This window comes from Rosettibacter firmus, from assembly GCF_036860695.1.
GTDB lineage: Bacteria > Bacteroidota > Ignavibacteria > Ignavibacteriales > Melioribacteraceae > Rosettibacter > Rosettibacter firmus.
The window spans coordinates 112,818-138,254 of the sequence record NZ_JAYKGJ010000004.1; the positions used below are offsets into that span (position 1 = coordinate 112,818).

The window sequence follows — 25,437 nt, forward strand, 5'->3', positions numbered from 1 at the left end:
AAAATTATTTCTGTTCTTCGCTTTGAGTTTTACATGTTGTTATTCCAAAAGGAGCATATAATGGACACCAGCCAATTAATGCAGTAGCAATAGGGATTAACCCAATTAAACCCCACCAGCTTTTTGTGATTAGTCCAATAGCAATTATTAAAATACCAATTATAACTCTAAGTATTTTATCTGTAGAACCAATATTCTTTTTCATATTACCTCCTATATTTGCTTACTGTTAGATGAAATAAATTTATTAGAGTTTCATTTTAATAACATACATTTTCGAGTTAATATTTTATCACCAATTGATAAAGAAATTACATAAAACCCGGCTGATAAATCACTCCCATTAAATTCAAGCTCATAAATACCCGGATAAGTAAAATCGTCTTTAAGAATTTTTACTTCATTACCCAGTATATCATATACTTTAATCAAAATTCTTTTATTTATAAACTCTTCATTTTCTGGAATTAAGTATTTTATTTTAGTTACAGGATTAAAAGGATTGGGATAGTTTTGAAACAATTCGAGATTATTTGATAAATCAAGTTTTACAAAAATTTCTTTTGAGTATTCAGAAGTTCCATCATAATCAATTTGTTTCAATCGATATGCAAATTCATTACCTCCTTTTGGTTCGTCTATAAAATAATAATACTTTGGTGAGTTACTATTGCCGTGTCCTTCTACAAAACCTATAGTTTCCCAATTATAAAATCGACCTATGTTTCTTCTTTGTATTTGAAATCCATAATTATTCATTTCAGTTGCAGTTGACCATTTTAACAGAACTTTATCTTTATAGACTGTACCAAAAAAAGATGTAAGTTCAACTGGAAGAGGGGAAGGAATAGAATTACTAAAAAAATCATTTCTATTATCGTTCGTATCCCAACCATTTCCATTTCCATATGTAGAACCACCATTATTATCTTTTCTACATAATGATCTTGTATTACTGGATGGATAAACAGCATAATTACTACCCTCATACTCATTGGCAGTACTACCATAACCAACAAAATCTATAACATTTTCATCTTCTTTATTACTAATTGGATCAGTATTATTAACAAGAGCCAGTTTGCCACTTGTGCCTGATAAATTAATGTTTCCGATTAAATCGGGTGTGGTTGGTAAATCACTTCCAGTGTTTCCTGAACTATATAATTGTATTAAGTAATAACTAAAAGCCTGTATATTCCCAGTTAATTGCAAAACAGTATAGTTATAACTTGTTGCTGGTGAATATTGAATAGACCAGTTTGATAAATCCACACTATTTGATGTTGGATTATAAAGCACAACATAATCATATTTATAAACAGCATCTGAATTTCCACCATTCCCATAAATTTCTGCTATTACAACATGATCTGCAACCTGTGCGTAATAGATTATACTTATAAATAAAAATAATGATGAAAATAATTTTGCTTTCATTGTGCCCTTCATTTAGAAATGTTTTAAGTACCTTCAAAAAATTAAGAATTTTAGTTTATAAAAACATCAAAATTTTATTGAACTTTTTGAATTTATTTTCTGTCTTTATAGATAAACAAATTACTTATGTGTTTCAAAATCATTTTACTTTTAATGCTATTAATTGGAGATTATCAGGAAGGAAAAAAATCTAAAGTGGAAAATATTGATAAAAAATTTGAATCTATAATTTTAGGTGGTGGTTGCTTCTGGTGTACAGAAGCAATTTTTCAAAGAGTAAAGGGAATTACAAGTGTAGTTAGTGGTTATTCAGGAGGCAACGTAGCTAATCCCACTTATGAATTAGTATGCACAGGAAAGACCGGTCATGCAGAAGTTGTTAAGATTACTTATGATCCAAAAGTTATTACACTCGAAGAGATCCTTGAAATTTTTTTCAGCACACACGACCCAACAACTTTAAATCAACAGGGGGCAGATATTGGAACTCAATATCGTTCTGTAATTTTTTATTACAATGAAAATCAAAAAAGAATTGCAGAAGATATAATTAAAAAATTAGAGTCAGAAAAAATCTGGGATAAACCAATTGTTACTGAATTAATGGAGTTCAAAAATTTTTATAAAGCTGAAGATTATCATCAAAATTACTACAATAACAATACACATCAACCATATTGCAGCTTTGTAATCTCACCAAAACTTAATAAACTAAAAAAGTTTTTCAAGGAAAAATTAAAATAAAAAAACCCGGTAATAAATTTACCGGGTTAATTGTGAAGCAAGTTAAATCTAATATTATTTTATTACTTTAACTTCTTGAGCTTGCGGACCTTTTTGTCCTTGAGCAATAGTGAATTCAACTTGCTGACCTTCTTGTAGACTTCTATAACCTTCGCCTACAATTGCTTGGAAATGAACAAATACATCCTCGCCATCTTTACGAGAGATGAATCCATAACCTTTAGAACTATTGAACCATTTTACGGTTCCTCTTACTTTTTCTGCCATCTTAAAGATGCTCCTAAAATGTTAATAAATAAATTAATTTTAGAACAGAACACCCGAATTGTTAAAAAACAATTTACTACTGCTCAAGTTCATAAAAAAAGGGACTTGCAGATTAACCACAAGTCCCTTCGCTCCGCGTGCAGGACTCGAACCTGCAACCCTGCGGTTAACAGCCGCATGCTCTACCATTGAGCTAACGCGGAATGCAACATAACAAATTCGATAAAAAATCGTGCACAAAGATAGAGTATATCTGCTGTTTTGTCAAGTATTTTATGATTTTTTAGTTTCCTTTCTTTTTTCAGGAATGTGATGAAAATAACTCATAAAAAAATTTTATTTGTAAAGTTACTCAATCTTGTTATATTAATGTCGACCTTAACGTCTTTATTTACCCAAAGCACCTATAGAGTTAATTAATTTTTTTGAAGATTTATAAATTATTACATAAATCAAAATAAATGAAAATAATTTTTAGGTGCTTTGTTTTCATTTATTTCTTGGTTATAAATGTTAATTTCTCTCAAACCAACGTTCAGGGCATAATAAATTCAAACACAACCTGGTCAAAAAGCAATGGTCCTTATATAGTCACTGGATCAATTACAATCCGTGATGGAGCTATCCTCACAATAGAAAGTGGTGTAGAAGTTCACTTTAACTCATCATCTTATTACATCACTGTAGGTTATAGCTCCAATTCTAAAGGAACATTGATTGCAAATGGTGTTACTTTCAAAGGCTTACAATCAAACGATTCAAGAATCTATTTCAAAGATGGTTCTGCAAGTGGTTCTTTAGAGAATTGCATTTTCGATAATACTTATCTTTTAATCGAAAACAACGAAATTACTCTTAGTAATTTGACTTTTAGTAATTGTGTATATCCAATTGTATTAAACAATGGTAGTAGTATAATCCCCTCAAATATTAATTTCACTGCAAGCAATGATAATTATGGAATTTTATTTCATGGTTATATTCAAAATAATTATGTACTCAAAAACCATAAGTTACCTTACTTTATTGATAATTTAACAATAAGAAACAATGCCACATTATTAATCGAGCCTGGAAATGAAATCTATTTAAAATCATCCAGTCCAATTACTGTAGGTTCATCAACTTCTTCTAAAGGTATACTTAATGCAAGCAATGTATATTTCAAAGGAACATTAACAGGTGCTTCAAAAATTTATTTTAATAATCAAAGTGGTGAAGGAACTTTTACTAATTGTACTTTTGACAACACATATTTGACAATTGATAACACAAACGTATCTGCTTCTGATTGCCTTTTTAAAAGTGTAGAGTATCCAATTATACTTGAAGATGGTGGAACTATAAATGCACTGAATCTTTCTTATGACACAAATGTTTTGTATCCAGGATTCTGCTATCAAGGTACAATTACAAGCGACTTAATCATAAAAAAAGAAAATTCTCCTTACTACATAAAAAGTCTTGCTATAAGAAATAATTCTACATTAACTATTGAATCAAATACAAAAATTTATTTCCCGAGTAGTACTGGTATTACGATTGGTTATAGTTCAACTTCAAAAGGGAATTTGGTTGCTGATGGAATAGAGTTCATAGGATTATCAGGTAGTGATGCATTAATACAAATTAATTATAACTCCAATAGCCAAATAACTAATTGTTTATTTAATAATGCTTATCTCGTAATTGATAATTCATCTCCAGAAATTAAAAATTGTAGATTTACAAAAAATTCGAATGCAATAATTGTAAGAAATAATTCCAATCCCGTAATTATCAATAACGATTTTTATAATAACACTTATGCACTTGTTAATAATAATAACTTCACAATAAATGCTAAAAATAATTTCTGGGGAGATCCGGGTGGTCCTTCTCATTCGAGTAATCCCACAGGGATTGGACAAAAAATTCAGGGAATGATCGATTTTACTCCTTATTCACCCACACCTATTAATGGAAATATTTCTTTTGATTTGCTTCAACAAGAAATTGATTTTGGTGAAGTAGTAATTGGTTCTTACATAGAAAAAAATTTTAAAATAATTACAAGCAATGGTTCTATAGATTTATTTATTAATAAAATTGAAACTGATAATAATGCATTTTCAATCAGTACCACATCATTAAAAAATATCTGGGTTGCTAAAGCAGAAACTATTTTTATTAAATTGAAATTCACTCCACAATCAGCTTCTGATATTCAGGGTAATTTATTGATATATAACAACAAACAAAATAATTCGCCTGCAATTATACCATTAAAAGGAAAAGGGATTTCAAAAATTGTAACAAGCCACGATACTTTATCTTTTGGACTGGTTGATTTGAAAGATAGCAAAACTCTTCCATTAATCATAACAAATAGATCTCAACAAAGTGTAACGATTGATTCCATCAAAATTACAAATAGCAATTTTACTTATTTACTGGGTGAAAATTTGAATTTACTTTCTTATGATGAATCAATTTCTATTTCCCCAAATAATTCTATTCAGAGCACAAAAGAAGCAACATCACTATTTTATCTTTCACCAAATAAATCAAAAGAAATACTTGTTACATTTAAACCTTCTACACGCAATATTGAGAATGGCATTCTCAAAATATATTACAGCAATCAGATTTATGAAGTTTATTTAATGGGTGAAGGATATGCATCACCACTTTCTGCAAGAATTGTAAGTATGGATTTTCAAAACTTTCCTAATATACAATTAAATGTTTCAGTCGATACATTTTATCAAGGAATTAGTTCATTAACACTCAGTAACTTCCAGGTTTATGAAAACGGGGTTCTTCAAACAGATAATTTTAATGTTATACAACCGGGACAATCAGGAAATGCCAGATTAGCTGATATAATTTTTATTATGGACAACAGTGGAAGTATGGGTGACGAACAACAAGCAGTTTCGAACAATGTAATTGAATTTGTTAATGGTCTTGTAAATTCAGGTGTTGATTTTGCACTTGGACTTTGCAGATATGGTTCTTCAACAAATTCCGGAAATCCAATAATTGAAAACAATGGAGAACTTACAAGTAACGCTGAATATTTTAAGAACAACTTATGGACATTAAATAACACTAATGGCAGTAGAGAACCTGGTTATTATGCAATAAAATATTCTGCTTCTTCATTTACATTCAGACCTGGCTCACAAAAAATATTTATAATTATTACAGATGAAGACCCGGATCAGGGTGGTGCAACAATTGACGAAGCAGTTTCTGTCTGTCTTGATAATAATATCAATCTTTATGTTCTAACTAATTCAAGACTCTATTCAAAATTTACTCCTATTACAAATGTTACCAATGGAAATATATTTGATATTTACTCTGACTTTAATCAAATATTAAATTCAATATCAAACATAATTTCAAGTAATTATCTTATACAATATAAATCACTTAATACAATTGCAAATAACGAAAAAAGAGAAGTAATTGTAACTGTTCATTATAAATCGAATATAAGTTCAGATACTATATTTTATAATCCTGCATCAATTCCAAAAATTATTCGAACCGATTCCACATTAATTCTTCATAGTAAAGCCTGGACTGAAGGTACTGCATTGAAAATAAGTGCAGTCATAACTGACGAAGTTGAACCATTTGTAAACTCTGCAATACTCTTTTATAAAAGAACCGATCAAAATTCATATAGCACTATCCAGATGACCAGAGGAAATAATGATAAATATTTTGCAATCATACCATCTTCGTCTGTTAAACCTCCGGGGATTGATTACTACATTACTGCAACAGATGGAACCTTAAGTACTTCGGATCCTAAAACCAATCCTTCACAAAATCCATATCAAATAGCAATACTACCAAATGTAGCACCAGTAATTAATCATAACATTGTTGAAGCATCTTCTAAAAATATGGGAATAAATATATCAGCTGTAATTACAGATAACACAAATTATATTACAGAAGCAATACTTTATTATAGAAAATCCGGTCAAATTACATATCAATATGTTACGATGACTCAATCGGCAAATAATACTTATATGGCACTCATTCCATCACAATTTGTAACAGGTGTAGATATTGAATATTTCATTAAAGCAACAGATGATTTTGGTCTAAGTTCATTTCATGGTACAGTTGATAATCCACATAAGATTTCGATAGTTGCATTAAATATAAATGCTCAATTAGATACTCTTCAAAAAGGTCCATCAATTAAAGATGTAAAAATACCGAGGAATGGAGCTGGCTACTGTTATTTCACACTCAAAGCAAATGGTAATGATGTTTTTTCATCATCAAAAGTAAAGGCAACACTAATCTCGCAAACAAGAAACATCCCTGTGGAAGGAATTTTCATTAATAAAGGTGTATTTCGTTTAGATTTACCTGGATATATTTTTATTGATTCATCAATGACATTTTCACTTGGAAACGGAATAACAGTAAGCGATACTTTTTATTCTTTTAATTCTTCTTCTTATCTAATTAAAATAACAAGAATACCAAATCAGTTTGAAAGAACCTGGAGTATTTTTGCAAGCGGCAGTGCTGGAGTGAGTTTTTCAGCAGGCTCAATTGGTGCCGGGGTATCTGCATCGTTAGCAAAACTATCAGTAAAGGGAGAAGCAGGTGGAAACCTTGATATAATTATTGATCAAGATAAAAAACTAAGTTTCGATAGAAGACTGGAAGCAAGTTTAACTGCCAAAGTTGAAATTCCAGAAGTAAATTTAGCCGTAACTTCTGCTACAGTTACAAGTACTTCAGCTACAAAGAAAGTATTCTTCGGTCAACAATTTGGCTTTTCTGATTTAAAACTTGACGCAGAAAAAATAAAAATGGCTCAAGCAGGTTTTATGCTCGAAACAATGTCGTACGCAGGACTAACTTTATCTCCCGGTGTAGGTGCAGTTCTTCAAGCATTAGTTAATGTAATAAACCAAACTGCTGGCATGGATCAAATTTTTAATGATGGATTAATAAAAATTTATTCTGGTTTAGGTCTTGAAGGATCTATTGGTGCAGGTTTCCAGGCTGAGTTTCAGGGAATTAAATTTAATGCTCTTAATCCATCTTTCAATATTGCAACCAATTTAAAAATAAATAACTTCAATACCGCTCATCCTTCTAATACACCAAATACAATTGGTTCTAACGAATTAAACTTTGCTCTAAATTTTAATTTCTCTGCTCTGGATTTTGGTTTAAAAGCAAATGACAAAGTTGAATTACAAGGAGATAACTTTAGTTTATTTGACATAGGTATAGGCAGTGAATTTAGTGCGGAAACAAAGCTCACTCCATCTCGTAATTTTAATGGACTATCTTTATCATTTAAAGGTGGTGGAGGTCTTAACCTATTTAATGCTTCACGCAATACATATTACAAAACAACAATTGACATTCCAGCTGATTTATATCCTTCTTTAATAAATTCAGGTAGTTCTATCATTAATCTATTTACAAAAGGAAATTTCATTCATTTGGGAAGTGATATTCTTAATCAATCAATAAATGCTTTTAAAGCTACTTTTAATAACATTTCTACACCCATTGAAATTACTACGTCTGAAATCAGAGGAAATGGTTACACACTAAATTTAGGAATAGATCTCGATGCTGCTCTGGGTGTAGGGATTGGAATTTCGTTTGGTATAACCGGTCGATATTATGATGAAATCTCCTTCCCGAGAAAATTTTCTAAAGTCTATTTGAATGGAGAGAATTATTTGATTTATTCAAGTGAATACTCTCCTGAAATGGAAAGTGATGATTTCAATTCAATTCTTTATGATATCTTTTCGGGAGTCCTTCCACTAATAAAAGAATCATTTTTGAATATTATAAACTCAGTAGAAAAAATAATAATAGCAGGTCAAGAATTTATTATCGATGTCAAAACAGCAGTCGGCGATGCAATTGGGACAATTGAGGGGATAGCCGAAGATGCAGGTTCAATAATTATTTCCACTTTGGGTTCATTTCTTCCATCATCTTATCAAGCAGCACCTTTTGAACCATCAATACCAATTAAAATAAACAAATCAACAACAGTTTATCATCCAATTGGCGAGAAAAAATATGAATTATACCAGAGCAATCTTATTATCATCAGCGATGTAATTTGTATTTCATTTAAAAAGAGTGGCGAAAATGTTTTACAGGATACAATGAAATCTCCATATACAATTAAAATGATAGTTCATCCCGATAGTTTGAAAAAATTTAATTTGAGTATAGAAGATTCATTGAACATAAAAATCTATCATTACGATAAAAAACTTTTGAACTGGGTTTACATCGGTGGAGAGTTTTCAAAAGACACAGTAATAGTAAATACCAATAAACTTGGCGAGTTTGCACTGGGAATTGAATTAACAAGTATTTCAGACAAAGAAGCACCACAGATTATCGATTACGGTCCAAAACAGGGAGCAATCGTAGAATCACTCCCTGAAATTTATGCTATTGTAAAAGAAAATAAATTTGGTTCTGGTCTGGATCTGGTAAACTCAAAAATTTTAATAAATGGAAAAGAAAAAGAAATAATGTATGATCCTTCTACTTCTAAAATATTTTATAACACAAATAGTGAAGATATCAAAAACAACGAAACAAATTATGTTGAAATAATCGTTTATGATTTTGCAGGCAATCAAACAAAAATTAGTTTTGATTTCAGGGCAACAATTACATCAATTAACAATGAAAATGTAACATATAAATATGAACTTTATCAGAATTATCCCAATCCTTTTAATCCAGTTACCCAAATCAAATTCTCTCTCGCTGAAAAGTGTAAAGTTGAATTAAATATTTATGATGTAAGAGGTAGATTAATAAGAAATTTATTTAAGGAAGAACTTGATGCAGGCATTCACAATTTAGAATGGGATGCAACAAATAATCTTGGTTATAAAGTTTCAAGTGGAGTTTATTTCTATCAATTAAAAACAACAAAATACAATGTTGTAAAAAAGATGCTTTTAATTAAATGAAGATTGTCCAATTAATAAATAATAAAAATGAAAAATATAATTTATTACTTATCAATCTTAATTTTATGTTCTGATATTTTCTTTGCACAAGATTACTGGCAAAAGACAAATGGTCCCGCCTCCGGAACAATTAGTGCTTTAGCTGTTAATTCAAGCGATTACATTTTTGCTGGAACTTATGGAAATGGAGTTTATATTTCTACCGATAAAGGAAATAGCTGGCAACAGACAAGCTTAAAAAACAAATGGGTAAATTGTCTAATAATTAATACTAATGGAACTATTTTCGCTGGAACCGACAATGGAGGAGTTTTTCGTTCCAATGATAATGGTTCTACATGGACTCAATGTAATAAAAACATTACCTGGACATGGGTTTGTTCATTTACCATTAATCCTCAGGGTCACATTTATACAGGAACTTATAAAGCAGGATTATACTATTCAACAGATAATGGTGATAACTGGATTTCGATTAACACCGGTTTAACAAATCCATCTATTACATCCATCATTTTTAATTCAAATGGAGATATCTTTTTAGGAACTGATGGACAAGGCATTTATAGGTCAAAAGACAATGGTTTAACATGGACAAAAATGGGAAGAAGTGGAGATAAAATATATTGTTTTGCTATAAGTCAAAGCGGTAAAATTTTTGCTGGTATTTCTGGCGGAATTACTTATTCAAACAATAATGGAGATTATTGGGATTATGTTTATGATATGGATATTATGGCTACAGATATTCGATGCATTTTGATTTCAAATAATAATGTGTATGTTGCTGCTGATGCAAGTGATTTCTGGGCTTCATTGAAAGGTATTTACTATTCTTTTGATGAAGGTAATAAATGGACACATTTAAAATCCGGACTTAGTGAAGGTGTATACTCTTTAGCTATTGATTCAAAGGGATATATTTTTGCCGGTGCAAAAGATGGATTCGTCTATCGTTCTGTAAATCCTATAACTTCTGTTAAAGATTTTAAAACCAAACCCAATTCTTATGGCCTTTCTCAAAATTATCCAAATCCATTCAATCCAGTTACAACAATAGAATATTCAATTCCTCAAAAAGAAAATGTTAAAATCACTGTATACGATATTTTAGGTAGAGAAATAATTACTCTTGTTAATCAGATTCAAAATGCTGGTACTTACAAAATAAAATTTGTTGCCAATGAATTAAACAGTGGAGTTTACTTCTACAAAATGCAAGCAGGCAATTTTTCTGATACTAAAAAAATGTTGCTACTTAAATGATAATTAAAAAATTATAAGGAAGAACTAACATGAAATATTTTTTTTATTTCATTTTAATTTTTCTTCTTTTCTTTTTATCTGGTTGCGATAAAGACAATAAAATTACAAACAACGAAGATGAGATCTTAACCGTTACAATGCCCCGTCCAAAAGGCTGGCTACTTGGTACATGGACAGCAACAATGCCAGAATATGCAACATTCGCACAAAAATCTGCTTTCGCAGGTAAAAAAATTAAATTAATATTAAACAAAGAACACACCATGAATACTGGTTATTGGTATGAAGGCCAATTAATATGGGACGACGGTTCATCTAATGCAATAACTTTTAATTTTAAGTCGCCCGCAGAAACCCCCTACACTTATATACAATGGTTATATGATAGTGAATATGATATCGAAAATCTTTATCTTGAAATTAGAGAAAATAATAATTATATCATTTTAAGTACTACATATTTAGGGTCCAAGGGCGTTGCTCCTCAAACTATTTCATTCGATTGGCAGATTAACATAAACGGTGTTTATGAAAGCGCATATTTTATAAATCAGATTGTATTTTCAAAAAAATAAAATTCTATCAATCCATTGATAGATTTAATAAATAATAACAAATAAACAGAGGAGTTAAAAATGAAAAAAGCTACAGCCATTCTTTTTTTTGTTCTTTTAATAGTACTTAATCTTAGCATTAAAGCACAATCAGATTTTGGATTAAAAGGCATCGGCGCAAAATTGGGTTATGTCTCTCCAGAAGATCCTATTGAAAGTACAATCGGTTTTGGTGCAGTAGTCAATCTAGGCCAAATTATTCCTGCAATAAAACTTGATGCTGGAATTGATTACTGGTCTAAAACTTATGACAGCGGATCAATTTATGGTACTACTTGGGAAAGTACTATATCAGCCATTACAATTTATGGACTCGGGAAATATTATATTCCTGTTGGTAATACTCCGGTTAAACCTTATGGTGGAGTTGGTTTAGGATTTGTAATTTCTAAAGTTAGCGTGGATGTACCTGGCTTTTCTACATCAGAAAGTGATACTGATTTTGGATTCAGATTAGTTGGAGGAGCTGATTACCAGATTTCACCAAACATAAAAGGATTTGCCGAAATTAATTATCACTCAAATGGAACAGACTTCCTTGGAATTTTTGCAGGTGTAGTATATATACTTGGCAAGTAATTTTAATACAATTAATTTATAACTTTGCTTGATGACCCGGTAAAACAAACTTACCGGGTCATCTTTTTTTGAGATATCTCTTCCTTTAATCCTTTTCTATTTGTAACTTAATAGCACAAAATAGGAGAACTGAATATGGAAATAACTCATCTCGATCATATAGCAATTGCAGTAAAAAATTTAGATGAAAAAATTAAATATTACGAAAATGTTCTTGGATTAAAATGTAATTCAATTGATGAATCAAGAACACAAAAAACAAGAACTGCATATTTCACAATAGGCCAGACAAAAATTTATTTAATTGAATCGACCGAACCTTATGGCCCAATTGGAAGATTTATTGAAAATAAAGGTGAAGGAATTCATCACATATCTTTTGCTGTAAAAGATCTACCTGCTGCATTAAAAGAAGCTGCTTCAAAAGGTGTACAATTAATTGATACTGAGCCAAAATTAAGTCCAGAAGGTTATTACATTGCTTATTTACATCCAAAATCTACACATGGAGTACTAACACAACTTTGTGAGTTACCCAAGTAAAACATTATTTATAAAATTAAATTCATACTTCACATCATTATGATAAAAGTATTCTCGTCAATTTTATTTTTTGCTTTATTCTTAAATCTACAAGCACAAAATGATGCAAAATATTGTTCGGAATCTAAAATTAAATTATACAATAAAACTCTAACACTTTATAAAACATCATATTATAGCGATACAACCATTAACATCACTTATTACAAATTAAATTTATTCATCGATTACAACTCAAAATTTTTAAAAGGTGTTACAACTATAAAATTGAAACCTTCATTGGATGCTATTAATAATTTCTACCTTGATTTTTATTCCGATTTTAATATCGATTCTGTCGTAACAAGTAATATACGTTTGAGTTTTTCTAAAACAATTTCAAATAAACTCATAATTTATTTAAATAAATCTTACCCAAAGGATACTGAAATAGCAATAGATATTCATTATCATGGCACTCCAAATTCTAACGGGGGCATTGGAGGAAGTTTTGTATTTGAAAAGACACAAGCACAAAATCCTGTTATCTGGACTTTAAGTCAACCTTATGGTGCAAGAGATTGGTTCCCTTGTAAAGATACTCCTTCGGACAAAGCTGATTCTTCTGATGTATGGATAACTGCTGATTCATTTTTTGTCTCGGTATCAAATGGAATTTTAAATGAAGTTGTAAATAATCATGATGGAACAAAAACTTATAAATGGAAAAATAGTTACCCAATTGCTAACTACCTTATTTCACTGGCAATGTCAAATTATTTTATTTATGAAACAAAATATGAGTATGACAAAAATAAATTTTTACCTATCATCCATTACATTTATCCCGAAAACTTTCAATCCTATAAAGATATATTAGATTTAACACCTGACATGATGAAAATTTTTTCAAATAAATTTGGTGAGTATCCATTTATTAAAGAAAAATATGGACATGCTGAATTTGGTTTTTCTGGCGGAATGGAACATCAAACATGCACATCAATTGGTGTAATTTCCGAAGATGTTATTGCTCATGAATTAGCTCATCAATGGTTTGGCGATAAAGTTACCTGTAGAGACTGGCATCATATCTGGCTTAACGAAGGTTTTGCTACTTATATTACTAATATTTACTTCGAAGAAAAATATGGTAAAGAAAAATTTGCCGAGAGAATTAACTCGATGATGACTTCTGCTAAACTATCATCAGGATCAATTTATGTCCAAAACATTGACAGTGACACTGCAATATTTAATTATAACAGAACTTACAATAAAGGTGCAACAGTCTTACACATGCTAAGAGGTATTCTGGGAGACGAAATATTTTACAAAACATTAAAAGAATATTTAAATGATCCCAAATTAGCTTACTCAACAGCAACAACAGAAGATTTCCAGAAAATTGCAGAAAGAGTCTCTGGAATGAATTTAAAATATTTTTTTGACGAATGGATCTATGGTGAGAATTATCCTAAATATATTTTTAAATGGAATTATTATATAAATGAAAATGACAAGTATACAATTACTATTAATCTTTCACAAAAACCAAATACAAATCCACAATATTTTATTATGCCAATCAAAATTAGAGTTACAACAACTGCCGGGATTACGAATCTAAATTTGTTTAACGATAAACCAGAACAACAGTGGGATTTTGAAATTGATGGTTTACCAATTAATGTAGAATTTGATCCAGACAACTGGATTCTTAAAGATGTAGAGATACAAAATCTTACATCTTTTAAAAAAGAAACTCCACTTGAATTTTTACTTTTTCAAAATTATCCCAACCCATTCAATCCAAACACTTTTATTAAATATCAAATACCAGCACAATGTAAAATAGTATTAAAAATTTATGACATCTTAGGAAAAGAGATAACAACATTAATCAACGATATACAACAACCAGGTAATTACGTAATTGAATTTAATGCTGAGAAATTTAATCTTTCAAGCGGTGTTTATTATTACAAACTCAGTACCGATTTTTTCACAGAGACAAAGAAGATGATGCTGATAAAATGAATATTCAATTACATCTTACTGGATAAAATCCCATTGTTTTAATGATATCAAGATTTTTTTTGAAATTAATTTTTTCGATGATATTATCATTAATTGATGTTTTATATAAATTGGGTAGATCCTTTTCTAATAAAATTTTTGGACTGAAGACAAACTCAACAAAATTTTCTGCACTTGGATGTCCCTTGTAAGGTGCATAATGATGAGTTTCGTTTGCATTTCGCCAGACCATTAAATAAGCAATTTTAATTGAATCATTATCAAATGATTTAAGCAATCTATCTGTCCACCATTTATGGTTTACAATTCCTTCGAGACCTGTTTCTGTAAATGCTGCAATTTTATTTTTCTTTTTTGCAAGTTTTGTGATTATACTTAGTTTTTTTGTAATCCATTCTATTCCATCACCACCGGGTACAAAATCATAATAATCATCCATTCCTAAAATATCTACAAACTCATCACCAGGATAACGTTCAAGATATTCTTCTTCGCTATAAAAATTTCTATCCGGTGAATAAGCATATAAAAAATTTTTAACACCTTTTTTATTTCTTAAATAATTTACAGTTGTTCTCCATAATTCAATAAATTCTTCTTTTGTACAGAAATTTTTACCCCACCAGAACCAGCTACCATCAAATTCATGGAATGGTCTAAAAATTATAGGAATTGGTTCTCCTGTAGAATCTTTAAGATTATTAGCAAAATCTGCAATGGAATCGAGAGCTCTTAGATACTTCAAATAAAAACCTCCACCCGGTAATATTTTTTTTACTGCAATTGTTGTATCATAGAATGAACCATCTGTAACTGGATTATTATAATGCCAGCAGAATGTATTGACGCCTCCTCGTTTATAAGCATCAAGTACTAATTTTTTCATATAATTTTTAACAGGATTATTTTTGTTTGATGTAATATGACTGAAATCCCATCCATATAAACCTGGATATGAATTAACAACACTTTTAACATCAGAACTATCCTTACCAAACCAACCCACACCATATGCAGTTGCATCGTGATGTCCAAAAATTATTTTATGTTCAGATAATTTTTTAAGATTATAAAAAAGTAAAACAGTTTCTTTGCTGGCAGATGAATCAACTAATTTTACATTTAATTTTTTTTGAAAATATATGCTGTTATATTCTGGCACACAGGATATTAATATCACAAAGATTAAGATTGAGAAGATTAACTTTAATTTCATAGTTCTTTCTAAAATTAATTTCTTGATATGCTGTTAATTTTAAATCCATTTTTAATTAAAGCATTCATTTTTTCTGAATTTTCTTTAATAATTGATAGTGTAGATAAGTCAGTATCATAAATTGAATTAAATCCTTGAGGCTCTTGAGGAGGGTCGCCAACAAATGGATCTCCAACTCGCCACATATTATCTTTATTTTTTCCTCTTCCAACACCAGCCCACGACCAGAAGTTCGTTCCGGCTATTGGAGCTCCAGAAGAAGCACTATCATAAATTATATCATAAATAATTTTATAATATTTATCGCGTGCTGTTGTAGGAGTTCCAGCACTACAAATTTCATTATCACGAGATAAACCAAATTCTTCCAGTGTTATGGGTTTATTTAATATTCTTGCATACTTTAAATGCTTATTTATATAATCAATAGCTTTTTCAATTGTAGAAGGGAGTGTTTCGTCTATTCTTTTTGCATCGAACCAGCCCCAGTTTTTAGGCCAGAGATGAAAAGTAATATAATCAATATTTTTGCTTTGATGTGCTTTCAAATATATTTCTTCTGAATCAAGACATCCTCTTAAACCTTCATTCCCTGTTGTAACAAGATGATTTGGATCAAGAGAATGAATGAATGCAGCTGTTTCATCAATCCATTTATAAAAATAATCAACATAAGGAAGTGCAACATCACCCCATCCGGGTCTTGGCTCGTTAGCTAATTGCCATGCCATTATTGTTGGATCTTCAAAATAATATTGACCAGTAAATTTATTTTTACGAGTAATTATTTTTTTAATAAATTCTCTGAAATGTTCATTTGCTTTCTCATTCCTGTAAAACTCAGCTGAATAATTCATAAAATCTGGCCATGAATATTCTGGTTTATTTGGATCTACTTCTTTTCCACTCCCAAACCATTTATTATAAACAACAAATCCACCCGACCATTCCCAGTAGTTACCTAAAAAAACTACAGCATGCATATTTCTTTTTTTCATTTCTGCAAGAAGATAATCAAGTCCTTCAAGAAGATCTTCGTTATAAATTCCGGGTTCAGGTTGAATTGCTGGCTCGAGCGAAGTTTTTATATAAGATTTTTCTGATGCAGCAAGAATTCTAAGATTTGTAATTCCATTTTCTTTCAGTAAATCAAGTTCTCGTTTTAATCTTTCTCTATCTCCAGTTACACCTGGAGAGCCAAGGTAACAACCATACCAGAAATTCGCACCAACAAAGTAATAGGGTTTCCCATTTAATTCGAATTGTGTTCCCCGTACTTTTATAAAGTCTGATGTTTCTCTAACAAGAGTTGATGAACAACCCTCAACTAAAATTACAAATGCAATAAGAAGTAAAAAAATTTTCTTCATATTACCTCTTTAATGAATAATATGGTATAAAGTTGTTCAATACATAAAAATGTTGTGATAAGAAAAAGCTGAAAAATAAGAGCATTATTTGAGACCCAATTCTTTACACATTCTGTAGAAATTTGATGGTGCTAAACCAAGTCGTTCCGCAGCAGCAGAGTCGGAACTTGAAATGCTTCTGACATATTTGAAATATTTAATACGAAATTGTCTTTCTACTTCTTTAAGAGGCAATACCTGTCCATTATAAATGTCTTCAAAATTTGTTTCTTCTTTTGCAATTATTTGATTACCAAGTATAAGTGGGCTACTAATATCCTTTGCTGTAATTGTTCCCGAACAATTTAACATTAAACGTTGAACAACATTTCTTAACTCTCTTACATTGCCGGGCCATTTGTAGTTTAATAGAATTTCCTTGACTTTTTCATCGTATGTTGGTTTAGGAATTTCCATATCATTGCTGAAGTAATCAAGAAAATAATCAAAGAGTAAAATAATATCTTCTCCTCTATCTTTAAGTGGCACAATATCAAGAGGAACAACATTCAATCTGTAATATAAATCTTCTCTGAAACGATTATTATTAACTTCATTAGCTAAATTTTTATTTGTTGCAGCAATAATTCTAACATTAACAGATATTTTTTCTGTTCTACCAATTTTTTCAATTTCTCCTTCCTGTATTACTCGTAATAATTTAACCTGAGCTGAAGGAGGAAGTTCAGCAACTTCATCTAAAAAGATTGTACCATTATTTGCAATTTCAAACAAGCCGGCTTTACTACCACTTGCCCCGGTAAAAGAACCTTTTTCAAATCCAAAGAGCTCACTCTCAATTAATTCAGATGGAATGCTTCCACAATTGATTGGTACAAAATTTTCGTACCTTCGCTTACTTTTAAGATGAATATTCCATGCAACTAATTCCTTCCCTGTACCGGATGGACCATTAATTAAAATATTCACATCACTCTTTGCATATTTTTCAATATTTTCTTTTAACTGCAACATTGGTTTCGATTCGCCAATTATTTTTTTTGATTCAAGTAATTTTTCTATACTCTGTTTTAATCTTTTATCTGATTTCAATTTTTGTTTTTCTAATTTCTTTTTTTCATAAGCATTAAAAATGCTTAATATAAAATCTGTGGGTTGATAGATATACTCTTCGATATTTCCGGGATATTTAGTACAATACCAGAAAGCACCTGCCCGCAGTAAATTATTTGCAAAATCATAATTTGTAATATTAATTGTCATTTTAGTAATAACAATGATTTGAATAAGTGGATCGCAATCTTTCATCTTCATAATCAATTCTTCACCCTTGAGGCCACCAGATATTTGATAATCCATAATAACAACATCATATTTATCTGGATAGGCTTTAATGAGCTGAAGAGCTGCCAGACCATTAGAAACAACATCCAGCAGCTTAACTCTCGAGCTATAATAATTGAGAGTATTTTTCACTCTCTTTACATCAAAATCTTCATCTTCTACTAATAAAATGTTTATTTGATCAGTTTTAGTCATTTTAAACACCCTGGTTTTTAATTGTTAGTGTGAATCTACAACCACCTTCAGTTAGATTAATTACATCTATATCCCAGCCACATTTTTCGACAGCCATCTGATAAGCGATATAACAACCATAACCTGAATTTGCACCTTCCAGTTTTTTTGTAGATTCGTTTTCTAAAAATATTCTTTTTATTCCATTTTCATTCACTTCAAGTAATTCTTCTTTAATTCCCACACCATCATCTTCGATAACAATGTAAGACAGATTTGTTCCAGGATCATATTTTGTAGAAATCTTTATTGTAATTGATTTTTTATTTCCATGATCTATGCTATTCTGTATCAATGGTTCAAGTATTTCCCAGATAACAAACTCATTTACATTAACTGGAGGTAATTTTTCATCCAGTTCTACTTTGAAATTAAACATCTCGTTTTTACTTGAAATACGTAAAAAGACATTATCGATAATAAATTTAATAACTTCGTTAATATTTGTACTGAACATTGGATTAATAATTGTATTAATATCCTGGTCATACCACTTCATATCATAAATAATTCTTGAAATAAAATTCGAATAAGTAATTACTCTATTTTTTAGTTCTTCTATTCCATGTGCATTCATTTTACGAACATCTTCTTTAATGAATCCAATTATTTTTTCTGCTTTATGATGAGTATGATAAATACGTTTTGTAAATAGCGATTCTTTTTCGAGTCTTATTTGTTTCTTAATATTTTCCTGATGTTCTTCATAAAATTTTTGTAAAGCTTCGTTACGTTCTTTTACTGCCTGAGATGATATAACAAAAATTATTATTAAGCCTATAAAAATTAGCGAAGTATAAATCATTGCTACTTTATCGTAACTTGCACGTACTTCTTTTGTGAGAAAAGAAAAATCAGGTGTAATCTTCATATACATTACACCAAGATATTCACCATCGGGTACAAAAGGAACAAGAATATTAAATGTCTTATTGTTTTCAAGAGTACTATAAATAATTTCAGAAGCTTTCATTTTGTCTTTAACTTTCAAAAACAATTTTACTGCTTCGATATGAGCATCTCGATGAGTATCATAAGGTTCGAGTGTGTTTGTTAAGAATTTATATAATTTTTGTCCGCTATCAATTACATATAGTCTGTGGTTTTTTATTAATATCAAACTAATATCTTCAACACTTTTTTGAATAAGTTGTTGTTTAAAAATTACATTAAAGGAATATGTTATTCGTCTTTCATCGTATTCGCTTTGTGGTTTTTCCATAAACAAATTTTCATAAAGTAATTCCATACTTGTAGAAGTAACAATAGCCAATCGTTCAGCAGAATATTTTTGATACCATGACTGAGTTTCTACAAGAAAATCGTTTAGCGAAGATTTTTGAACTAACGCCATTATAATTTGAAATACAATAAGAATAAACAGAAATGCTGTTATATGTTTAATTTCAAATCGATATTTAGAAAATTTATTTTTTACTTTTTGCCTTACCATAAAATCTAATTAAAGTTAATATTCTTTAATAATATTTTTTTCGTACTGAATTGCATTGGTTGCTCTTGAAAGAGCTTCTTTAACACTAATCTTTTTTAATAATGCTTGTTCAAAGTAATAAGACATTATTTTAGAGTATCTTGTATATTCTTCGTGTGCAGGACGATGAATACCTGTATTAAGAAGTTTCCGAATTTCGATGAACTCAGGATATTTTTTAATAAAAGAAGAATCTTCATAAAACTTTCTTAAAACCGGGTAATGGCCGCTTAATCGATAAAATGTTTCCTGTGATTTTTCACTTAAAAGAAATTTAACAAAATTAACCGCTTCTTCCTTTTTATCTGAAAATTTAGAAACCATGAGATTCCAGCCACCTATTATTGATACCGGTCTACCATTTTTAAAATGAGGTAGAGGTGCTTTTCGTAAATATTTTTCTTTTGTTGAATCAAAAGGATTTTCTTTAAAATCTTTATCGTAACTTGGCCATCCTCTAATAAATAAACCATCGTTTTTTATATAGTATGCATAGCTTGGAATTTCTGTAAATTTAATTACTTCTTTTGGAGTAATCTTATATTTATAAATAAAATCTATAAGTGTCTGGAGTGCTTTTTCTGCTTCGGGTTTATCAAGGTTAAATCCATATTGATGAAAATAATCTGGATTCTGGCTGAGTAATAATTCCATAAAACTACATATAAAACCTTCATAATCAGCAGCTGGATAAATATAATAAAGACTATCGAATTTTAATTTTTCTTTCAGCTCAATAAATTCTTCCCATGTAATTTTATTTTGAATCTTCTTTATTATTTCTTCTCCATTTTTAAATTTTTTCAAAATATCTTCTCGATAATAAAGGACTCCCTGAACTCTATTGAGTGGCACAGCTACAAGTTCACCATTGGAATAGCATGATTCTAAGGCTAAGGGTAATATTTTTTTCTTTTCTTCATCTGTAAAATATTTATCAAGAGGTTCACACCATTTTGCAAATCTCTGTACCCAGATTATATCAACTGCAAAAATGTCAATTCCATCTCCTGTACCTCTTAAAGAACGAGCAAGAACTTCTTTTCTTTCATTGGTACTAAAATCAAAATTCGGGAAATCAATAGGGATTACTTTTACTTTACCAGCCATTAGTTTGTTATACTCATTTATCAAAACACGATGTGCTGCAGTGATTCTATCTGCAAAATAAATTTCAGTAACTGAGTTTTCTGGTTGATATCTTTGAAAATAATAAATTAACAAATAGACCAAAGCTAAAAACAGAAGAAGTCCAAAACCCCATTTTTGTTTTATGCTAACCATTTTATAACCAATTATTTTACTTTATTTTGGCTGTTCATTAAAATTCCACTATCTCAATATTTTATTAAAATTAACTTTTATTTATTTTTTATTTCTTTGCATAGCTTCTTTGAAAAATTGTCCGCATTCAGTAAGCTCAAAAGTTTTCCAGGATTTTATCATACTTGGATACCATTCTGGATCAAAAACCCATGCAATCCAGCTAATTCCTTTTGATTCAAGATAATTTATTATTGCATTACCATATTCACCATTTGCATTGATTGATTCATCACCAAGAGTAAAACCAATTTCTGTTGCAATTATAGGATATTGACTTGCAGCAAATCCAAAATTTTCTTCCCACTTTGGTTCCCATGGTTTTGTTCTTTTATGAGGATATGGATGAGTTACATAAGCAATATTTTCTGCATTGATTGGTTCGACAAGAAGAGGAGTTAAATCATAAGCCCAATCAAAACCAGCAACAAGTGGAATTGTTTCTTTATCGTAAGCTCTAATTAACTTAATAATATTTTCATTTGTTTTTTTCCAATCACTCCAGGAAGCAACTCCAAGTTGATTAAAATAAAGTGTTGGTTCATTAAACAATTCGTAAAATGCTATTGTGTTATTTTCACTGTATCTTTTAGCTATTGTTCGCCAGAATTCATATGTTTCTTTTTTTGTGGTTTCATACATTGGATCCTGGAATAATTCCATTTCAAGATTACCGATTGTATGCCAATCAATTATAATGTACATTTCAAGTTCTGTACACCATTTAACAGCGTCATCAATTAGTTTAATATATTTTTCTGGAGTTCTTTCTCGCCATGCTACTGGATGAACAGGAATTCTTACAATTGTTGCTCCAAGTTCTTTTACTTTTTCAAAAATCTTTTTACTCCATTGTCCTTGATTTTCAATTTTATCTGGATCCGAAATTGATAATCCACGGAATAAAATTGTATCTCCTTTCTCTGTAACAAATTTATTCCCTTTTACTTTAATTAATGGAAGTTTTTTATTATCTGGACTTTCATATTGTTTATTTAAGTATTGTTCATTCCACCACGCACGATATTTTGGTTGTTGTGCATTTGCAAATTGAATCTGGAGTAATAAAAGCAATATCAAGATTTTTAAGATCATTTTTTTCATGATTAAACCCTTTTCAATTTATTCATCCCAATTATCTGTTCTAAAAGAAGAAGCAGGCAAACCTGCTGCTTTATTAAACAAAGTTGCTTCTGAAGTATTATCCCAGCAATAACGTACAGCAACTGGATTTTTTATTTCTGGATTATATACAATTAATTTTTTCCCTTTCACTTTTACTTCTGCTTTTTTGAATACTTTATCTTTACCAGCTATTAAAAAATTATTATTACCATTTCTTTCTTTTATAATAAGTCCACCGTCTGCATAATCAAAGCTTAATTCAATTTTGTCATTTAAAATTTTCATTGATTTATAAATTGGTCCAGAATAAAAGAATTTTTTATTGTAATCTTTTGCAAGTGCCCAGAGTGCCAGTCGCACTCCAACATCTTTTTTATTTCCAGGATGAATGTTTTCTGGATTACCGATATCAAGAGTTACAACCATTCCAGTTTTAGGTACTTTGAGAGTTTTAAGTTGTGCTTCTCTTAATTTTTGAGATTGAGTTTGTTCTCCGTAATTATAAGGTGCAATTTGAACATAATAGAAAGGAAAATTTCCCTGTTTCCAATCGTCACGCCAGTTTTTAATCATTAAAGGAAAGAGAGTTTTATAAAGCTCAGGATTTCCTGTATTGGATTCACCCTGATACCAGATTACACCTTTTATTCGATAAGGGATTAATGGTGCAATCATTGCATTATAAAGTGTAGTGGGAGTATATGCAGATAAATCGACAGAAAGTTTTGGTCTTTGATAATATTCTTCACTAATTACATCAAATACATAATACTTTCCTCCTGAATATTCTGCGACTGGCAAATATTTCCATAAACCAGATAGCGAAATAAATTCTGAAGAATCTTTGGGATAAATTTTCATTTTTTCTTTTGCACCCCAGATTCCACCACCACCCTGATTATCAATTACACGAACTGCAATCAATAGTTCTTTATTGTTTACAATATTTGATGGAATGGTATAAATTCTATCTTCCTGCCAGAAGCCTTCTTCTTCGTAGCCTCCTACTTTAATTCCATTTACAAATGTTGCATCGATATCATCAATTGGACCAAGTTCAAGTTTAAGCTCTTTATTAATCCATGATTCTGGTATTTCAATTTTTTTTCTGAACCATATTACACCATCAAAATTTCCAACTTCTGTTCTTTCCCATGTTGTTGGAAGATTCATTTCTTTCCATTTGCTATCATCAAAATCAATTTTGGAACAGATTGAATCTTTAAAATCGACATTCTTCCACTTTTCTTCTCTTGTTGATATATCTACAATTGGCTTTGTAGCAAGCCATTCTTTTAATTTAATAATTTCGTCTTTACTCTTTTCCAGTTGTTCAACAATAGTTTTGTAATCATCGACTTGTGAAATGTATTTTCCACCTGTCCATGCTTCTACAGGTGTACCTCCCCAGCTTGAATGAATAAGTCCAATTGGAACTTTTAGTTCATCATATAACTTTTTACCAAAGAAATATGCAGTTGCACTAAACTTACTTGCTGTTTCTGGATTAGATTCTTCCCATTTTCCTTCGCAATTAAATTCTGGTTTTGTAGATATTGCACGCGTAACAGTAAAGAATCTAATATTCGGGTTAGTAGCATTTTTAATTTCTTCTCTTGCACCAAATATTGTATCTCTTGGTGGCCATCCTGCAAGTGGCATTTCCATATTTGATTGTCCCGAACACAACCAGACTTCACCTATCATAATATTTTTGTAAATAACTGTAGTATCATCTGTTTGAATTTTCATTTCATATGGACCACCTGCTTTTGGTGTTTTAATCTTAAGAATCCAGTTTCCATCTTTATTAACATTTGTAATTGCTTTTTGCTTCCAGCCAGTCTCTACTTTAATTTTTGATCCTGGTGTAGCCTTCCCCCAAATCGGAACAAAAGATTTCTGTTGTAAAACCATATTATCAGAAAATATTGATGGCATCTCAAAATTTTTCTTGTTACCATTTTGAGCATTAATAATTGAAATAGTCAGAAGAAAGAGAAGGTATTTTTTCATAAAATTCCTCACAGTTTATTTATTCCAAAAAACATTTTTACTCCTTCATACAAAGCTGGCTCCCAAACAGTATAATGATCTTTCCCTGCATCAATATATGATTTCATATAAAAATTTTTATAATTCCTTTTCTGAAGAATATCAATTAAATCTTTAAATGGATCTAAGAAACGTTCTGGATCTTCATTGCCTCCTACTGCCATATATAAATTTACTTCTAATTCTTTTGTTCTGGAATAGAGAATTTTTTCAAGGTCAAATAAATCAAGATATTGATTATTATAGAAAGTCTTTTCTTTTGCTGCAGGACTGACAATAATGTAATTATTGAATACATTTTTTGTTTTATCTACATAATTAAAAAGTGCATACATTCCAAAAAATCCTCCAAAAGAAGAACCCCACAAAGTTCTTTCATTTGTTACACGATATTTATTTTCTATATGGGGAATTAATTCATCGCAAATAAAATTGAGAAATTTATCTGCATGCTCAATTAGATCTCTTTTTCTTATAATATTGGGATTATAAGAATCAGGATAACCAATACCAACTATTACCAACTCTTTAATTACTTTCTGCTTCGATAACTCATGAATGGTTTTGTGTTGATCTCTTCTCCAGTTTCCATCAGTTAGAAATAGAACCGGATATTTTTGATTTGTATTTTTTGAATAGCTTTCCGGGAATGAAATATCAATTTGAAAAGTATCTTTTACATTTTCCGAGAACATCTTGAAACTTATCATTAAAGTAGAATTTTCTTCAAGCACATTACAGTCCTGAGCAAATAATATTAAAACAAAAATAAAATTAAATTTCATCAAGTATAATAGTTGCATAATTTTAA

18 protein-coding genes and 1 tRNA gene are annotated in these 25,437 nt (G+C 30.0%); 7 read left to right on the plus strand and 12 right to left on the minus strand.

Features of this window, described 5'->3' with window-relative positions:
* Positions 1 to 4: 4 nt before the first annotated feature.
* Both VJY38_RS12315 and VJY38_RS12320 read right to left on the minus strand, forming a co-directional pair.
* The gene (locus tag VJY38_RS12315) at positions 5 to 205 is read right to left on the minus strand and encodes a YgaP family membrane protein (protein WP_353681020.1); all 201 of its coding nucleotides are present in this window, start codon (positions 203 to 205) and stop codon (positions 5 to 7) included.
* 50 nt (positions 206 to 255) lie between these two features.
* Positions 256 to 1,440 (minus strand): lamin tail domain-containing protein, encoded by a 1,185-nt coding sequence (locus VJY38_RS12320; protein WP_353681021.1) that lies wholly within the window; start codon positions 1,438 to 1,440, stop codon positions 256 to 258.
* Between the two features lie 126 nt (positions 1,441 to 1,566).
* Between VJY38_RS12320 and msrA the strand changes: the two genes are divergently transcribed.
* A complete protein-coding gene (msrA, locus tag VJY38_RS12325; protein ID WP_353681022.1) occupies positions 1,567 to 2,184 on the plus strand; it encodes a peptide-methionine (S)-S-oxide reductase MsrA in 618 nt (205 codons plus the stop codon).
* 54 nt (positions 2,185 to 2,238) lie between these two features.
* On the opposite strand, the gene VJY38_RS12330 is transcribed toward msrA, so the two are convergent.
* Both VJY38_RS12330 and VJY38_RS12335 read right to left on the minus strand, forming a co-directional pair.
* Positions 2,239 to 2,451 carry a cold-shock protein gene (locus VJY38_RS12330; RefSeq protein WP_353681023.1) on the minus strand — a complete coding sequence of 71 codons (213 nt, stop codon included), beginning with the start codon at positions 2,449 to 2,451 and terminating at the stop codon, positions 2,239 to 2,241.
* 131 nt (positions 2,452 to 2,582) lie between these two features.
* Positions 2,583 to 2,654: transfer RNA gene (locus VJY38_RS12335), tRNA-Asn, on the minus strand.
* A gap of 258 nt (positions 2,655 to 2,912) precedes the next feature.
* On the opposite strand from VJY38_RS12335, the gene VJY38_RS12340 reads away from it, so the two are divergent.
* The 6 genes from VJY38_RS12340 to VJY38_RS12365 all read left to right on the plus strand — a co-directional run bounded on the left by VJY38_RS12340 (position 2,913) and on the right by VJY38_RS12365 (position 14,467).
* A complete protein-coding gene (locus VJY38_RS12340; RefSeq protein WP_353681024.1) occupies positions 2,913 to 9,446 on the plus strand; it encodes a T9SS type A sorting domain-containing protein in 6,534 nt (2,177 codons plus the stop codon).
* Between the two features lie 27 nt (positions 9,447 to 9,473).
* A complete protein-coding gene (locus tag VJY38_RS12345; protein WP_353681025.1) occupies positions 9,474 to 10,712 on the plus strand; it encodes a VPS10 domain-containing protein in 1,239 nt (412 codons plus the stop codon).
* A gap of 29 nt (positions 10,713 to 10,741) precedes the next feature.
* Complete coding sequence (locus VJY38_RS12350; protein ID WP_353681026.1) at positions 10,742 to 11,287, plus strand: hypothetical protein; 546 nt, start codon at positions 10,742 to 10,744, stop codon at positions 11,285 to 11,287.
* A 60-nt stretch (positions 11,288 to 11,347) separates the two neighbouring features.
* A complete protein-coding gene (locus VJY38_RS12355) occupies positions 11,348 to 11,905 on the plus strand; it encodes an outer membrane beta-barrel protein (protein ID WP_353681027.1) in 558 nt (185 codons plus the stop codon).
* A gap of 135 nt (positions 11,906 to 12,040) precedes the next feature.
* Positions 12,041 to 12,448, plus strand: a complete 408-nt coding sequence (gene mce, locus VJY38_RS12360) for a methylmalonyl-CoA epimerase (RefSeq protein ID WP_353681028.1) — start codon at positions 12,041 to 12,043, stop codon at positions 12,446 to 12,448.
* A gap of 39 nt (positions 12,449 to 12,487) precedes the next feature.
* Positions 12,488 to 14,467: a M1 family aminopeptidase gene (locus VJY38_RS12365; protein ID WP_353681029.1), complete on the plus strand. Its 1,980-nt coding sequence runs from the start codon at positions 12,488 to 12,490 to the stop codon at positions 14,465 to 14,467.
* Between the two features lie 4 nt (positions 14,468 to 14,471).
* Here the strand turns inward: VJY38_RS12365 and VJY38_RS12370 are convergent, their stop codons facing one another.
* The 8 genes from VJY38_RS12370 to VJY38_RS12405 all read right to left on the minus strand — a co-directional run bounded on the left by VJY38_RS12370 (position 14,472) and on the right by VJY38_RS12405 (position 25,429).
* Positions 14,472 to 15,683 (minus strand): glycoside hydrolase family 26 protein, encoded by a 1,212-nt coding sequence (locus VJY38_RS12370; protein WP_353681030.1) that lies wholly within the window; start codon positions 15,681 to 15,683, stop codon positions 14,472 to 14,474.
* Positions 15,684 to 15,697: 14 nt separating this feature from the next.
* Positions 15,698 to 17,053: a glycoside hydrolase 5 family protein gene (locus tag VJY38_RS12375; RefSeq protein ID WP_353681031.1), complete on the minus strand. Its 1,356-nt coding sequence runs from the start codon at positions 17,051 to 17,053 to the stop codon at positions 15,698 to 15,700.
* 84 nt (positions 17,054 to 17,137) lie between these two features.
* Positions 17,138 to 18,592, minus strand: a complete 1,455-nt coding sequence (locus VJY38_RS12380; protein WP_353681032.1) for a sigma-54-dependent transcriptional regulator — start codon at positions 18,590 to 18,592, stop codon at positions 17,138 to 17,140.
* Position 18,593: 1 nt separating this feature from the next.
* A complete protein-coding gene (locus tag VJY38_RS12385; RefSeq protein WP_353681033.1) occupies positions 18,594 to 20,084 on the minus strand; it encodes a sensor histidine kinase in 1,491 nt (496 codons plus the stop codon).
* Positions 20,085 to 20,099: 15 nt separating this feature from the next.
* Positions 20,100 to 21,407 (minus strand): extracellular solute-binding protein, encoded by a 1,308-nt coding sequence (locus tag VJY38_RS12390; RefSeq protein WP_353681034.1) that lies wholly within the window; start codon positions 21,405 to 21,407, stop codon positions 20,100 to 20,102.
* Between the two features lie 81 nt (positions 21,408 to 21,488).
* The gene (locus VJY38_RS12395) at positions 21,489 to 22,550 is read right to left on the minus strand and encodes a glycoside hydrolase family 5 protein (protein WP_353681035.1); all 1,062 of its coding nucleotides are present in this window, start codon (positions 22,548 to 22,550) and stop codon (positions 21,489 to 21,491) included.
* An 18-nt stretch (positions 22,551 to 22,568) separates the two neighbouring features.
* Entirely contained in the window at positions 22,569 to 24,587 is a 2,019-nt protein-coding gene (locus tag VJY38_RS12400) for a sialate O-acetylesterase (RefSeq protein ID WP_353681036.1), read from the minus strand.
* A gap of 8 nt (positions 24,588 to 24,595) precedes the next feature.
* The gene (locus tag VJY38_RS12405) at positions 24,596 to 25,429 is read right to left on the minus strand and encodes an alpha/beta hydrolase (RefSeq protein ID WP_353681037.1); all 834 of its coding nucleotides are present in this window, start codon (positions 25,427 to 25,429) and stop codon (positions 24,596 to 24,598) included.
* Positions 25,430 to 25,437 lie beyond the last annotated feature (8 nt).

Bases quoted from the DNA above. Each gene is read 5' to 3' on its own strand.
- VJY38_RS12315 (WP_353681020.1), bottom strand. From the start codon at position 205: ATGAAAAAGAATATTGGTTCTACAGATAAAATACTTAGAGTTATAATT.
- VJY38_RS12320 (WP_353681021.1), bottom strand. From the start codon at position 1,440: ATGAAAGCAAAATTATTTTCATCATTATTTTTATTTATAAGTATAATC.
- msrA (WP_353681022.1), top strand. From the start codon at position 1,567: ATGTGTTTCAAAATCATTTTACTTTTAATGCTATTAATTGGAGATTAT.
- VJY38_RS12330 (WP_353681023.1), bottom strand. From the start codon at position 2,451: ATGGCAGAAAAAGTAAGAGGAACCGTAAAATGGTTCAATAGTTCTAAA.
- VJY38_RS12340 (WP_353681024.1), top strand. From the start codon at position 2,913: ATGAAAATAATTTTTAGGTGCTTTGTTTTCATTTATTTCTTGGTTATA.
- VJY38_RS12345 (WP_353681025.1), top strand. From the start codon at position 9,474: ATGAAAAATATAATTTATTACTTATCAATCTTAATTTTATGTTCTGAT.
- VJY38_RS12350 (WP_353681026.1), top strand. From the start codon at position 10,742: ATGAAATATTTTTTTTATTTCATTTTAATTTTTCTTCTTTTCTTTTTA.
- VJY38_RS12355 (WP_353681027.1), top strand. From the start codon at position 11,348: ATGAAAAAAGCTACAGCCATTCTTTTTTTTGTTCTTTTAATAGTACTT.
- mce (WP_353681028.1), top strand. From the start codon at position 12,041: ATGGAAATAACTCATCTCGATCATATAGCAATTGCAGTAAAAAATTTA.
- VJY38_RS12365 (WP_353681029.1), top strand. From the start codon at position 12,488: ATGATAAAAGTATTCTCGTCAATTTTATTTTTTGCTTTATTCTTAAAT.
- VJY38_RS12370 (WP_353681030.1), bottom strand. From the start codon at position 15,683: ATGAAATTAAAGTTAATCTTCTCAATCTTAATCTTTGTGATATTAATA.
- VJY38_RS12375 (WP_353681031.1), bottom strand. From the start codon at position 17,053: ATGAAGAAAATTTTTTTACTTCTTATTGCATTTGTAATTTTAGTTGAG.
- VJY38_RS12380 (WP_353681032.1), bottom strand. From the start codon at position 18,592: ATGACTAAAACTGATCAAATAAACATTTTATTAGTAGAAGATGAAGAT.
- VJY38_RS12385 (WP_353681033.1), bottom strand. From the start codon at position 20,084: ATGGTAAGGCAAAAAGTAAAAAATAAATTTTCTAAATATCGATTTGAA.
- VJY38_RS12390 (WP_353681034.1), bottom strand. From the start codon at position 21,407: ATGGTTAGCATAAAACAAAAATGGGGTTTTGGACTTCTTCTGTTTTTA.
- VJY38_RS12395 (WP_353681035.1), bottom strand. From the start codon at position 22,550: ATGAAAAAAATGATCTTAAAAATCTTGATATTGCTTTTATTACTCCAG.
- VJY38_RS12400 (WP_353681036.1), bottom strand. From the start codon at position 24,587: ATGAAAAAATACCTTCTCTTTCTTCTGACTATTTCAATTATTAATGCT.
- VJY38_RS12405 (WP_353681037.1), bottom strand. From the start codon at position 25,429: ATGCAACTATTATACTTGATGAAATTTAATTTTATTTTTGTTTTAATA.